Origin of the sequence: Shewanella violacea DSS12, from assembly GCF_000091325.1 — a bacterium.
Taxonomy (GTDB): domain Bacteria; phylum Pseudomonadota; class Gammaproteobacteria; order Enterobacterales; family Shewanellaceae; genus Shewanella; species Shewanella violacea.
This window is the reverse complement of sequence record NC_014012.1, coordinates 2,639,736-2,653,664: the sequence shown is the minus strand read 5'-3', so window position 1 is coordinate 2,653,664 and position 13,929 is coordinate 2,639,736. Positions and strand designations below refer to the sequence as shown.

Below are 13,929 nucleotides of genomic sequence, written 5' to 3'. Positions count from 1 at the left end.
ATGCACGCAGTTGTACAATCTGTAACCGATAGGATTATCGAACGCAGCAAAGTGTCACGAGCTAAATACCTGGCGGCGCTCAATGAAGCAAAACAAAAAGGCGTTCATCGCAGCTCTTTGAGTTGTGGTAACTTGGCTCATGGTTTTGCAGCTTGTAATCCAGATGATAAGCAATCAATCAAAGGCCTAACGAAGGCTAACATTGGCATAGTTACGTCATTTAACGACATGCTTTCGGCTCACCAGCCCTATGAAAGCTATCCGGACCTTTTGAAGCAAGCCTGCGCCGAAGTGGGTAGTGTGGCCCAGGTTGCAGCTGGCGTGCCAGCCATGTGCGACGGTGTGACTCAAGGTCAACCCGGCATGGAACTCAGTCTTCTAAGCCGTGAAGTCATTGCTATGTCGACTGCAATAGGCCTGTCTCATAACATGTTCGATGGTGCCTTGTTACTGGGTATATGTGACAAAATCGTACCGGGTCTGTTAATCGGAGCCCTGAGCTTCGGTCATCTGCCTATGTTATTTGTGCCTGCTGGTCCGATGAAATCAGGCATTCCTAACAAAGAGAAGGCCCGTATTCGTCAGAAATTTGCTCAAGGTAAGGTAGACAGAGCAGAGTTACTCGAAGCTGAATCAGCCTCTTATCACAGTGCTGGTACTTGTACCTTCTATGGTACGGCTAACAGCAACCAGTTGATGCTCGAAGTCATGGGTCTGCAATTACCTGGCTCGTCGTTTGTTAATCCAGATGATCCATTAAGAGAAGTGCTCAGCAAGACTGCTGCAAAGCAAGTTTGTCGCCTGACTGAGATGGGGACTCAATACACGCCTATCGGTGAGATTGTAAACGAGAAATCCATCGTAAATGGGATCGTCGCGCTATTGGCCACAGGCGGTTCGACTAACCTTACCATGCACATTGTCGCGGCTGCGCGTGCTGCCGGAGTCATAGTCAACTGGGATGATTTCTCAGAGTTATCGGATGCTGTGCCCCTAGTTGCTCGGGTATATCCGAATGGCCATGCGGACATCAACCATTTCCACGCCGCAGGCGGTATGGCTTTCTTAATTAAAGAGCTACTCGATGCGGGTATGCTCCATGAAGACGTCAATACAGTTGCGGGTTATGGACTTCGTCGTTATACCCAAGAGCCGAGATTAATCGATGGCGAAATTAAGTGGGTAGAAGGTCAAGTCACCAGTCTGGATGCCGAGGTATTAACTTCGGTTACGGCGCCATTCCAAGCCAACGGTGGTTTGAAACTGCTAAAAGGTAATTTGGGCCGCGCTGTCATCAAGGTGTCTGCTGTATCTGAGCAACATAGAGTTGTTGAGGCTCCAGCGGTTGTCATCGATGACCAAAATAAACTCGAAGCCATCTTTAAAGCTGGCGATCTTGATAAAGATTGTGTCGTTGTCGTCAAGGGGCAGGGCCCTAAGGCTGTCGGTATGCCTGAGTTACATAAGCTCACTCCAATACTTGGGACACTTCAAGATCGTGGTTTTAAGGTCGCTCTATTGACCGACGGTCGCATGTCAGGAGCCTCGGGGAAAGTGCCTGCAGCTATTCACCTTACACCTGAAGCGCTCGATGGTGGCTTGATTGCCAAGGTGCAATCCGGTGACATGATCCGTGTCGATGCATTAACTGGTGAGCTTACCCTATTGGTTAGTGACGCAGAATTAGCGACGCGCGTGGCGGAAAAAGTTGAGCTTCGTAAAACGAATTACGGTATGGGCCGAGAGTTATTCGGTGCATTAAGATCAAATTTAAGTAGTCCTGAAACAGGTGCTCGCTGCACCAGCGCCATCGACGAAATCTTTTAAAGGAAGAGTAAAGAATGCCTGAGAATAACTGGTCATTACAACCACAAGATATTTTTAAACGCAGCCCTATTGTTCCTGTCATGGTGATCAATAAGATAGAAGATGCCGTTCCTTTGGCCAGGGCACTTGTTGCCGGCGGGATCAGTGTACTGGAAGTGACCTTACGTACGCCTTGTGCGCTAGAAGCTATCACCAAAATTGCTAAGGAAGTTCCCGATGCACTTGTCGGTGCAGGCACTGTCTTAAATGAAGAACAACTGCAGCAAGCTGTCGATGCCGGAGCTCAATTTATTATCACCCCGGGTGCGACACCTAGCTTGCTTGAAGCGGCGATGGCGGGGAATATTCCCTTGATACCGGGCGTTGCCAGTATCTCTGAAGTGATGGTGGGTATGTCACTTGGATATACTAATTTTAAGTTCTTCCCAGCCGAAGCATCGGGCGGAGTCAATGCACTCAAAGCTTTCTCTGGCCCACTTGCTGACATTCGTTTCTGCCCAACCGGTGGAATAACACCGAGCAGCTATCGCGATTATCTGGCACTTAAGAATGTCGATTGTATTGGTGGTAGCTGGATAGCTCCGACAGATGCGATGGAGCAGGGTGATTGGTCTCGTATTACAGATCTCTGTAAAGAAGCCATAAGCGGGATCTGAGCCGAGTGCTAAGGGCATGCTTATAACAGTGCGGGTTTTAATGCTGCATTCGTATTAGCAATACCTATGATAAAGGCTGCCTCAATGGCAGCTTTTTTTATGCCTAAATTTAGGCTAACCAGAGTAATACTTGGTGATTCTTAGACTAAAGAGTCTAAGACAAAGCTGTTGGGTCCGAGTAGAAACTATATTGGCATTTGATGATGTCATTTACCTAACCGCTAAACTTCCATAGTTGCAATGCTTGCTATTGAGTGCTGGAGAGGGGGCTCTGATTCCGTTTTGTAAACGTCTTCGGCTCAGTGAATAGTCTTTTTTACAAGTAATCAATATTATATCCAAGACATCAAAAATCATTCCTGCATCTGATAAACAATACAAATACTTCACTGTGAGTCACAAATTGACACAATCAAGATATACTTTGAGTATCAAACTATATTAAAGTTGTTATGTTTGATAATCAAGGTAACTGGCTGGACACCGAAATTGTAGCGAGTTCCAGCCGACAGTCGGCCGATTATTTACATGTAACTTTCTATCTGATAAAGGTTTGAGATGAATAAAATAAGTCATGCTTCAGAAAAATGGCAACACACACATAATTTTTCATCGGTCAGCGATGCCGGGGAGCGTAATACCCGTTATGTACTCTACTTGACTGTGGTGACCATGGTTGCCGAAATCACTGCGGGAACTGTTTACGGCTCCATGGCATTATTGGCTGATGGCTGGCATATGGGAACCCATGCCGCTGCATTTATGATCACACTTTTTGCATTTAATTACTCAAGAAAACATGCTAATAACCCGGAATTCACCTTTGGTACGGGTAAAGTCAGTGTGCTAGGTGGCTTTACCAGTGCCATAGCCTTAGGTTTAGTGGCAATCATCATGTTAGTAGAGTCTGTTATGCGAGTCTTTAGTCCACATGAGATTCAATTTAACCAGGCTATTATGGTTGCCATAATCGGACTTACCGTGAACGTGATCAGTGTTTTTCTATTAAAGGATCATCACACACACGATCATTCTCATGGCCACTCCCACAGTCATTCACATGATCATTCCCATTCCAATAGTCATGTTGCAGAAGATGCCCATGAACAGACTCATGATCATAATTTAAAGGCCGCATACTTCCATGTGCTTGCGGATGCACTGACATCAATACTCGCCATCGGTGCCCTATTGTTGGGTAAACTCTACGGATTAAACTGGTTAGACCCCATCATGGGGATCGTCGGTTCGATTATCATCACCAGGTGGGCGTGGCAGTTATTAAAGCAAACGGCACCGATACTGTTAGATGCGAGTATCGAAAATGACTACAAGCAAGAGATAGTTCAGGCTATCGAGTCTGATACCCAAGATGAAGTTTCGGATATTCATGTATGGCGAATAAGCGCCGATCACTATGCTGCCGAAATTGCCATAGTAACTCGAGTGCCCGAAGAAACAGACTTTTACAGGGAAAAACTGAGTCAGTTTACCCGTCTTAATCATTTGACCATTGAAGTTAATACCTCAAATCAGGCAGAATGTAGCGGGTAAAGTTAATACCAATCTCACCAAAATTATGAGTGGAATTGTATAATATGTGCTTATGGCGGTTTGTCATAAGTACATACATCTTGCGATGATCAAATCTAAGAGAAGCAAATGAAGTCTACTGAAGATCAGTTAAATCATGTCATGGTTGAGTTCTATGAAAAACTTTCTTCCTGGGAACAGGCTGTGGTGAAAGATAATGGCTACAGTTTACCTCAGATCCACACGGTTGAAATCTTAGGTGGCCATGGGGCTATGAGGATGAAGGAGCTGGCAGATAAACTTGGAGTAACCACAGGTACACTGACGGTACAAATAGATAAGATGGTTAAATCTGATCTAGTAACTCGTAAGCCCCACGAGTCGGATAGACGCTCAATCTTAGTTGAACTCAGTTCAAGAGGACAAGAATTGTTTCGAGAGCATGATGCTTTGCATCTGCAGCTAACGGCAGAGCTTACTGCTGAGTTTTCTGATGCGGAGAGAATGCAGCTACTTAATTTTATGAAACGCATCAATGCTGAATTTTAATATATTTGACTGAATGTTGGCGATCAAGCCTTCCTATAGGGCTACAAGGTCTACACTATTTAGTGAAAGGCTCTGGTTCTTTTTGCACATTTTTTTCACAGCTAGCTAGGTAAGCTTATCCCATGCTTTAGCTTAGTGCCGATTGTCCGGTGTCGATAGAGCCAACCTGTACTCCAATTAGTATGGCTAGGTCGATATGCCAGGATCTTAGTTTCAACGGCTTTAAGAGCTTGCTAACATGCTTGCATAAAGTACTAGGTTTGCATTTTTTATTAACTGCATTTATGTTTCTATTATCTAGTAAGTGAGAGTCTGCGTGCTATCTCGTTTTAAAAATCCAACAGTTATTCAATTTACTTTATTCATCTCTGTTTTCTATGTTGTTGTGTTCAACATACCTTTCTTCAGGATAGTACAAACAGGCATAGCGAAACAGGGGGAAGTAGACCCTCTGTTTATTGCGACGCTTCCCGTATTTTTAATATTGGCCTTTAGCTTTCTCTTTTCATTATTTAGTTTTAAATACCTGTTAAAGCCCTTTTTCATTTGCCTTACCTTACTTTCTTCCAGTGTGTTTTTTGCGGCGTTGCAATACGGTGTCGTGTTTGACTATGGGATGATTGAGAATGCTGTGCAGACAAATTCGGCTGAGGCGTCTACCTATATTAACTTGTCATCAGTGGTCAACTTTCTGTTTACGGGCTTATTACCTTCTTATGCAATATGTAAACTCAACATCAGATATAAGCCTGTGATTAAGGAGTTATTGTATAAATTTGCTTTCATGCTACTAATGCTTGTTGGTATCGGGGTCATTGGCTTCTTTTATTATCAGAATTACGTGTCTTTTGGTCGTAATAACGATGAGTTAAAACGTTTCATAATTCCGACTTATGTACTTGGTTCAATAGTTAATTATACCAATACCAACTATTTACAGACTCCATTAGAGTATAAGCAAATAGGTTTAGACGCGGTTAATGTGACCAAAGACACGAACAAGAAACCCAACTTGGTGGTGATGGTCCTAGGTGAAACTGCCAGAGCGATGAACTATGAATATTATGGTTATGATAAACCCACTAACACGTATACCAAGCCCTACGGACTGACAGCATTCATGAATACGACTTCATGTGGTACGGCTACCGCAGTTTCTGTGCCTTGTATGTTTTCTAAGATGACCCGCAAAGACTATGATGCCAGAGAAGCCAAGGCACAAGATGGTGTCATGGATGTTTTACAACATGGCGGTATACAACTGCTGTGGCTCGATAATGACAGTGGCTGTAAAGGGGTATGTAATAGGGTGCCACATCTGATCGTCAAGCTAGATAGTTATCCTAAGCTTTGTAATGGACACAACTGTTTAGATCAGGTGTTGTTGAATGAGTTGGATAAAGCACTGGCAGAACTCAAGGATCAGGATAGTTTGTTGGTATTACACATCATGGGCTCTCATGGGCCGACATATTACTTACGCTATCCTGAGGAGCACAGAACGTTTACCCCTGACTGTCAAAGAAGTGATATTCAAAACTGCAGTAATGAAGCTTTGATGAATAACTATGATAATACCATTCTCTATACCGACTATATTCTTGCCCAAGTCGTCGAGAAACTTATAGATCAACAAGAGAGATTCGATACCGGCATGATCTATGTGTCAGACCATGGGGAATCATTGGGTGAAAAAGGCATGTACCTACATGGCGCACCCTATGCCATTGCCCCAGACGAACAGACACACGTCCCTATGTTGACCTGGTTTTCTGATGACTTTGCATCTGAAAATAGCTTAGACATGACTTGTCTCAGGAAAAAGGCCAGAGTCGGTGGCTTTTCCCATGATAATATTTTTGACTCTTTACTGGGGATTATGAACATAAAAACCCAAGTCTATGATAAAAAAATGGATATGTTCAGTGGGTGTAGATTGGCTAATTAAGTAAATTATGAATAAAGGGGATGGCAACATCCTATTTTTTGTTTATTGTTAGTCACTAAGTATTACTCAATTGTGAGTGGGTCCTCAGCGCTAACGAGATCCATACAGAATTTTACTAACAATTATTCACAGGGCGGTGGAAGCATGAATTTAGCGAAACACCTGACAGATATCGAATTGTCTGCAAAAATCCTTAGGCATGCAGTGCCTAAAATGTCTGAACTCAATATTCCCGTCACACCGGTCAATTACGCTGTTTGGTATGAATATTATCTGGGGATTAATTTAGACCTTAAACGTGCCATCGATGGTCTTATCTCAAACGGTATTACGTTTTGTACGGAAGTGAATGATGGGCTTCACCAGAATTTTATTCAAGAAAAATCACCGGAAGTGATCGAGAACGTCCAAATTGAAACTCAAATCATCATTAATAGTTTACTGAACAAAGTCAGTAAGTTGACTCAAGGTACAGCTAACTTTTCCAACACTTTATCTGATTTTAGCCAAGAGCTGAAACAAAAACCCGATGTCGAAGTACTTAACACACTTATCAATAGCCTAGTCGATAATATAGAAGGCGTGGTGTTAAGTAATAAGCAGATGCAGGGCAGCTTAAATATCATGCGTGATGAGGTGAGTTCGCTAAAAAGCGAGATGGAAAACTTAAACCTGGTGGCCATGACAGATCAACTGACATCACTCAATAATCGGCGTAGTTTCGAGGATGAAGTGATGAAGCACATGCAAAAATATACTCAATCTCAGTCTCCAAGTTGTATGCTCTTGATAGATATCGATCATTTTAAACGGTTTAATGATGCTCATGGTCACTTAGTCGGGGATAAAGTGCTTGCCTATGTGGCATTAGCCTTGAAACAAGTGGTGAAGGGGACCGATTTTGTTGCTCGTTATGGAGGCGAAGAATTTGTTATCTTGCTACCTAATACACAGCTAACAGATGCATTGGTTGTGGCCGAGCAGCTACGTACAGCGATATCTGAGCGTAAATTAACCTTAGGCAAGGATAAGAAATTGTCTTTGGGTTCCATTACCGTATCGTTGGGAGTATCGACTCTTAATATTGGTGACAATCGAGAAAGCTATTTTGTCAGGGCCGATGAAGCACTTTATCGCGCTAAGTCGTCGGGAAGAAACTGTGTTTGTAGTGAGTAATGCATCAAGATATCAGGCTTTTAATTAGCCTGATATCTTGATGGCTAGCTATTTCAGCTGCATATCCATCCTGATTAAGCGCTCTTCCATATCGAAGGTCACAGTAAAACCAAGGCGTTTGGCCAGATTCGCCATACTGCGATTCTCAAACATGGTAAATCCTGTGAGTTCTTGAGTTTCATTAGTCTTGTAGTATGCGATCAGCTTTTCTAACAAGAGTCTGCCTAAGCCTTGTCCTTGATGATCACTCCTCACAGCCATTGCAAATTCAGCTTGGGTATTATCTGGATCGATTGAGGCCCGTATTGCGCCTAAGGTTATCTCTTCTCCATCTTCGCCTCTGGACGTGGCAATAAAGGCCATCTCCCGGGCGTAATCGATTTGAGTTAACACCGCCATCTCTTCGTGGGTCATTTTTGAGCGTACACCGAAGTAGCGTTTATACCTATCCTCATCAGACAGAGAGTTGTCGAATGCCAGATGCTTAGGTTCATCTTCCGGCAAAATGGGCCTCAACATCACTTCTTGACCATTTTTCAATCTAGCGATTTGTTCCAGCTCCTTGGGGTAGGGGGAAATGGCGAGACGAGAGGCGTTATCCTGGGGGAACTCATTGAGCTGTATGCTCACATCTAGCATAGTAATATTTTCGCCTGCACATAGCACAGGGTTAAGATCCATACTGGCGATGTCGGGACAATCGATCACCAGATGAGATATTTGTGTCAACATCACACAGAGTGCATTCATATCCAGGCCCAAAGGAAGATGACGATCTCTAAGTTTCTTCGTTTTCAGTGCTTGGATCACCATGTACCTGGCTAAAGTCATGTTCAAGGGGGGCAGAGCAACCACAGCATCGGTTGACGGTTCCCATTCGGAGCCACCTTCTCCGAGTAAGATTGCTGGACCAAAAACAGGGTCATTGATGACCGCGACACGGATCTCCTGGGCTCCGGCTGTTAATGCCATCTTCTGTACTAAAAGGCCTTCTATACGAGCATCTGGATTTGCCGATAACACACGTTCTTTAATGGCAATTGCAGCCTGCATCACCTCTTCTTTAGTGCTTAAGTTGAGCATGACTCCATGGACATCTGATTTATGTTGAATATCAGGCGATTGCACCTTTAAGGCTACCGGATAGCCAACGTTTTGTGCTATTTCTGCTGCTGAATGAGGATCTTGGGCGACATAGGTGTCAATGGTTTTTAAGCCATAGGCACTTAAGATCTCTTGAGACTCATGGGTTTCTAAGATTTTTTTCCCTCGTTGTTTGGCTTTTGTGAGTGCCGCTTTCGCCTTGTATGCATTTGTTGGAATGTTATCCGGTATCGATTGAGGCACTTCTTGCAGGAGTTTCTGGTTTCTTCGGTACTCAACCATATGCATAAAGGCACCTACGGCTCCCTCTGGTGTGCGGTATGTTGGCAGCCCGGCTTTATTAAAATATTTACGTGCCAGATAAGCGGCGTCTTCGCCACTCCAGTTAGTGAGGATATTGACCTTTTTTCTATTAGGGTGGTTAGCGACCATCTTAGATAATCGGTCGGCTATTTCTACGCTATCCCCCAGTGCTGAAGGCGAGTGCAGCACCAAGATGGCATCAGCTAAATTACTGTCCATCATGATTTCAACCGCTTTAGTATATCGTTCTGCATCGGCGTCTCCGCCAATATCTATCGGGTTTTGCCCTGACCACGTCGAGGGGAGTACTTGGTTGAGGGCTTGGAAATTCTCATCATCAAGTTGAGTTGATTTCCCACCGCCGAGCATGAGTTGGTCTAAAGCGAGTACCGCAGGCCCACCTCCATTAGTGATAATGGCCAGCCGTTCACCGAGAAGTGGGGAGGAGTGAGCTAAGGTTTCTACGGCGGCAAAGAGTTCGATTAAGTCATTAACCCTCAGCATACCGGCGCGTCGGAAAGCGGCTTCATAAACTGCATCGTTGCCCGTGCGTCCACCTGTGTGAAGTTTAGCAGCCTTGGTTCCCTCTAAACTACGTCCAGATTTTATTACCAATATGGGTTTATTACGTGAAGCCGCGCGTGCGGCAGAGAGGAAATGGCGCTTCTCGCTAATAGAATCGATATAAAGCATGATTGCACTGGTGCGTGAGTCTCTGCCTAAATAATCGAGAAGCTCATCAAAATCGATATCAGTAGTATCACCCAGAGAAATAAAACAGGAGAAGCCGATCCCTTTATTATTGGCCCAATCGAGTACCGTAGTACATATTGCCGCGGATTGTGACACGAAGGCTATTTTCCCTGGTAATGCACTGGTATGAGCCAAACTGGCATTTAAGCCTAAATTAGGCAGCATCATACCTAAACTGTTTGGTCCAAGGAGGCGCATGCCGTAGCGCTTAGCATTATTTTTGGCCAGAGTTAGCAGGTTTATGCCCATCTCATCTACCTGTTGGCCCATACCCGAAGCATTAATAATGGCAGTCTTACAGCCAAACTGAGCTAAGGTTTCGACAATGCTTGGTACCTTGTCCGCTGCGGTACAGATTATGGCTAAGTCAGGTTTCAATGGCAGAGCTTCAATACTGGGGTAGGCGAGGACACCGAGTACAGCTTGGTACTTTGGGGTTACTGGCATGATAGGACCAGAAAAACCGCCTGCGAGTAAGTTCCTCATGATGACGTTTCCAGCACGCTTTTCGGTATTTGATGCTCCAATAATGGCGACGGACTTGGGGTTAAATAGGCTATGTAACGTACGCTGACTCATTAGTGCTTCCTTCTATCACTGCATGATCCACTACATTATTCTAATGTAACAGAGTTTAAGATAGAGATGAGTACAATTTACCCTGATACCAGACACGTAAACAATGACCTTGATGAAGACTATTTAAGTCATCAAGTCTAATGAGACTGAGTTGAGCCGGGATCAATTTGCTTGCAGAGATGCTAGGAATAATTTTATCTGAAGAGAATTTATGAATGCTGTCAGTTGACGGCTGTAGAATTTAGACACAAAAAAACCAGCTTTAGCTGGCTACTTATAAATTTATATTCTTCTATTAAGAATTGGTACAACCGAGTGGATTCGAACCACCGACCCCTACCATGTCAAGGTAGTGCTCTAACCAACTGAGCTACGGTTGTATCGTGTAACTTAAATCTTATCTATAAACAATTGGTACAACCGAGTGGATTCGAACCACCGACCCCTACCATGTCAAGGTAGTGCTCTAACCAACTGAGCTACGGTTGTATTGTTTAAATTGTTTGCGATTCCGGAATACTATTTATAAGGGGGAGGGTAACACCTTCACCACTTCTCTTTGAAGAGATTTATAAAATAATTCCTTACAGGATCTGGATTACTTTTTATAAAAGCAGGGCAACGACCTTGGCCTTGATTTCGTAAAGAGTTGAGTCCGAGTAGTTTGATACTGCTCCATCCCGCGTCCGATAAACGCAATAAGTTGTTTTAATTCTGCTTATAAAGAATTGGTTGCGGGAGCTGGATTTGAACCAACGACCTTCGGGTTATGAGCCCGACGAGCTACCATACTGCTCCATCCCGCGTCCGATAAACGCATAAGTTGTTTTAATTCTACTTAAAAAGAATTGGTTGCGGGAGCTGGATTTGAACCAACGACCTTCGGGTTATGAGCCCGACGAGCTACCATACTGCTCCATCCCGCGTCCGATAAACGCATAAGTTGTTTTAATTCTGCTTATAAAGAATTGGTTGCGGGAGCTGGATTTGAACCAACGACCTTCGGGTTATGAGCCCGACGAGCTACCATACTGCTCCATCCCGCGTCCGATAAACGCAATAAGTTGTTTTAATTCTGCTTATAAAGAATTGGTTGCGGGAGCTGGATTTGAACCAACGACCTTCGGGTTATGAGCCCGACGAGCTACCATACTGCTCCATCCCGCGTCCGATAAACGCATAAGTTGTTTTAATTCTACTTAAAAAGAATTGGTTGCGGGAGCTGGATTTGAACCAACGACCTTCGGGTTATGAGCCCGACGAGCTACCATACTGCTCCATCCCGCGTCCGATAACGCATAAGTTGTTTTAATTCTACTTAAAAAGAATTGGTTGCGGGAGCTGGATTTGAACCAACGACCTTCGGGTTATGAGCCCGACGAGCTACCATACTGCTCCATCCCGCGTCCGATAAACGCATAAGTTGTTTTAATTCTGCTTATAAAGAATTGGTTGCGGGAGCTGGATTTGAACCAACGACCTTCGGGTTATGAGCCCGACGAGCTACCATACTGCTCCATCCCGCGTCCGACAAACGCATAAGTTGTTTTAATTCTACTTATAAAGAATTGGTTGCGGGAGCTGGATTTGAACCAACGACCTTCGGGTTATGAGCCCGACGAGCTACCATACTGCTCCATCCCGCGTCCGACAAACGCATAAGTTGTTTTAATTCTACTTATAAAGAATTGGTTGCGGGAGCTGGATTTGAACCAACGACCTTCGGGTTATGAGCCCGACGAGCTACCATACTGCTCCATCCCGCGTCCGACAAACGCATAAGTTGTTTTAATTCTACTTAAAAAGAATTGGTACAACCGAGTGGATTCGAACCACCGACCCCTACCATGTCAAGGTAGTGCTCTAACCAACTGAGCTACGGTTGTATAAGCTTTCAATCTGTTCACTTGGCTACTGCCTTGGAACGAGCGCTATAGTAGGAGTATGGTGCTTAGGTTGCAAGTAAAAAGATGTATTTATTCACTGAACGACTATTTGCTGTGCAACTTGCTCTTTTCTAGTGCGAAATATGGGGGGATCGTCTTCTAAACTAGTCTCCCTCGTCATTTTTGAACGATAATTTAGAAGGTTTTGCCTTCATGATCCCCTCGGTGGGTTTGTTTACTAAGCAGTGTTACCTTCTAAAGCTGCTTTTTTGAAACCTGACCTCTGGATATAACGCAATCTTAGTGCAAATAATATTGCCGCACTCGTGAGTCCAGCTATCAATCCTATCCAGAATCCTTGTGCGCCCATGGCAGGTACTAGAATATCTGTTCTGGCAAGTATGTAACCTATAACCATGCCAATAGCCCAATAAGACACTAAAGTAATATAAAGGGCGCTGCGAGTATCCTTGTAACCACGTAGAGCACCGGCGGCTACAACTTGTACCGAGTCTGATAATTGATAGAGTGCGGCAAAGAACATTAAGCTTCCGGCCAAAGTGACCACCTCGGGATTACTATTATATAGATGGGCTATCTTAGTTCTGAAAAGCACAGTGATAATTGCAGTCAGTATGGCTAGAGTAAAAGAGATGATTAAGCCTACTTTAGTTACCAGTGCCGAAATCTCACTTTTATCTTGGCCTAAATAATAACCAACACGTATGGATACCGCGATGCCTATAGAAAGGGGGATCATGAATACGATTGATGAAAAGTTCATTGCAATTTGATGCCCTGCAACAACATTTGCCCCGAGTGGAGCGAGTAGGAGGGCAATAATAGCAAATAGGCTAACTTCGAAAAAGAGCGCCATGGCAATGGGAAACCCATGCTTAGTCATATCCCAAATAGTCTGCCATTGTGGCTTGTGGAATGACTTAAAGGGCGCTAACTCTTTAAAGCGTTTATCCAGTTGCATATAGATGACCATAGAAATCAGCATGGCCCAAAATACTAAAGCTGTCGCAATACCACAGCCGGCACCGCCCATAGGCTCTATGCCAAAGTGGCCATAGATAAAGATATAGTTAGCTGGGATATTGACTGCCAAACCGACAAATCCTATCACCATAGTCGGTAGTGTGTAGGAGATGCCTTCGCTGCAGCCTCTAAGCACTTGATAAAGTACGTATGCAGGTACGCCCCAGGTGAATCCGTTGAGATACCCAATACTGAGATGTGCCAGTTCTGGATCTAACTGCATAATGTTAAAGATAGTTTCAGCAAAACTTAGAAACAGGATCACACCTATACTGCCTATTATGGCAATATAGGCAGCTTGAAAGGCCAGAGGTTGTATCGCTTTTTGGTTGTTTGCCCCATGATGATGGGCAAACACAGGGGTAAACGCGAGTAATAATCCCTGAACGAATAGCAGTGCAGGTAACCAAAGGCTAGTTCCTATTGCAACGGCAGCCATATCGACAGCACTGACTCGACCCGCCATAACAGTGTCAATAAAACCCATCATAGTTTGGGTTACTTGGGCTATGAGTACAGGTAGTGCTAGTTGTACTAAACGTTTGGCCTGAAAGCCGAATTGATTCATTTA

The 13,929-nt window shown here is 44.1% G+C and carries 8 protein-coding genes and 12 tRNA genes; 6 read left to right on the top strand and 14 right to left on the bottom strand.

Going from position 1 to position 13,929, the window contains the following annotated elements:
- From edd to SVI_RS10910, 6 genes are all read left to right on the top strand, one after another.
- On the top strand, positions 1 to 1,827 hold the full coding sequence (edd, locus tag SVI_RS10935; protein WP_013051590.1) for a phosphogluconate dehydratase: 1,827 nt from the start codon (positions 1 to 3) through the stop codon (positions 1,825 to 1,827).
- A 14-nt stretch (positions 1,828 to 1,841) separates the two neighbouring features.
- Positions 1,842 to 2,483, top strand: a complete 642-nt coding sequence (locus SVI_RS10930) for a bifunctional 4-hydroxy-2-oxoglutarate aldolase/2-dehydro-3-deoxy-phosphogluconate aldolase (protein ID WP_013051589.1) — start codon at positions 1,842 to 1,844, stop codon at positions 2,481 to 2,483.
- 558 nt (positions 2,484 to 3,041) lie between these two features.
- A complete protein-coding gene (dmeF, locus tag SVI_RS10925; RefSeq protein ID WP_013051588.1) occupies positions 3,042 to 4,037 on the top strand; it encodes a CDF family Co(II)/Ni(II) efflux transporter DmeF in 996 nt (331 codons plus the stop codon).
- A 108-nt stretch (positions 4,038 to 4,145) separates the two neighbouring features.
- Entirely contained in the window at positions 4,146 to 4,565 is a 420-nt protein-coding gene (locus SVI_RS10920; protein WP_013051587.1) for a MarR family winged helix-turn-helix transcriptional regulator, read from the top strand.
- 316 nt (positions 4,566 to 4,881) lie between these two features.
- Positions 4,882 to 6,513 (top strand): phosphoethanolamine transferase, encoded by a 1,632-nt coding sequence (locus SVI_RS10915; RefSeq protein WP_041419884.1) that lies wholly within the window; start codon positions 4,882 to 4,884, stop codon positions 6,511 to 6,513.
- Between the two features lie 144 nt (positions 6,514 to 6,657).
- Positions 6,658 to 7,689, top strand: coding sequence for a GGDEF domain-containing protein (locus SVI_RS10910; RefSeq protein ID WP_041419883.1), 1,032 nt, complete (start codon positions 6,658 to 6,660; stop codon positions 7,687 to 7,689).
- Positions 7,690 to 7,737: 48 nt separating this feature from the next.
- Here the strand turns inward: SVI_RS10910 and SVI_RS10905 are convergent, their stop codons facing one another.
- The 14 genes from SVI_RS10905 to SVI_RS10840 all read right to left on the bottom strand — a co-directional run bounded on the left by SVI_RS10905 (position 7,738) and on the right by SVI_RS10840 (position 13,926).
- Positions 7,738 to 10,428, bottom strand: coding sequence for a bifunctional acetate--CoA ligase family protein/GNAT family N-acetyltransferase (locus SVI_RS10905; RefSeq protein WP_013051584.1), 2,691 nt, complete (start codon positions 10,426 to 10,428; stop codon positions 7,738 to 7,740).
- Positions 10,429 to 10,731: 303 nt separating this feature from the next.
- Positions 10,732 to 10,808: transfer RNA gene (locus SVI_RS10900), tRNA-Val, on the bottom strand.
- Between the two features lie 32 nt (positions 10,809 to 10,840).
- Positions 10,841 to 10,917: transfer RNA gene (locus SVI_RS10895), tRNA-Val, on the bottom strand.
- 240 nt (positions 10,918 to 11,157) lie between these two features.
- Positions 11,158 to 11,234 (bottom strand) — tRNA-Met (locus tag SVI_RS10890).
- 43 nt (positions 11,235 to 11,277) lie between these two features.
- Positions 11,278 to 11,354, bottom strand: a tRNA-Met gene (locus SVI_RS10885).
- Positions 11,355 to 11,397: 43 nt separating this feature from the next.
- Positions 11,398 to 11,474, bottom strand: a tRNA-Met gene (locus SVI_RS10880).
- 44 nt (positions 11,475 to 11,518) lie between these two features.
- Positions 11,519 to 11,595, bottom strand: a tRNA-Met gene (locus SVI_RS10875).
- 43 nt (positions 11,596 to 11,638) lie between these two features.
- Positions 11,639 to 11,715, bottom strand: a tRNA-Met gene (locus tag SVI_RS10870).
- Between the two features lie 42 nt (positions 11,716 to 11,757).
- Positions 11,758 to 11,834, bottom strand: a tRNA-Met gene (locus tag SVI_RS10865).
- Between the two features lie 43 nt (positions 11,835 to 11,877).
- Positions 11,878 to 11,954 (bottom strand) — tRNA-Met (locus SVI_RS10860).
- A 43-nt stretch (positions 11,955 to 11,997) separates the two neighbouring features.
- A tRNA-Met gene (locus SVI_RS10855) sits at positions 11,998 to 12,074 on the bottom strand.
- 43 nt (positions 12,075 to 12,117) lie between these two features.
- A tRNA-Met gene (locus SVI_RS10850) sits at positions 12,118 to 12,194 on the bottom strand.
- Between the two features lie 43 nt (positions 12,195 to 12,237).
- A tRNA-Val gene (locus SVI_RS10845) sits at positions 12,238 to 12,314 on the bottom strand.
- Positions 12,315 to 12,552: 238 nt separating this feature from the next.
- Positions 12,553 to 13,926, bottom strand: a complete 1,374-nt coding sequence (locus tag SVI_RS10840; protein WP_013051583.1) for an MATE family efflux transporter — start codon at positions 13,924 to 13,926, stop codon at positions 12,553 to 12,555.
- Between the last annotated feature and the right edge of the window lie 3 nt (positions 13,927 to 13,929).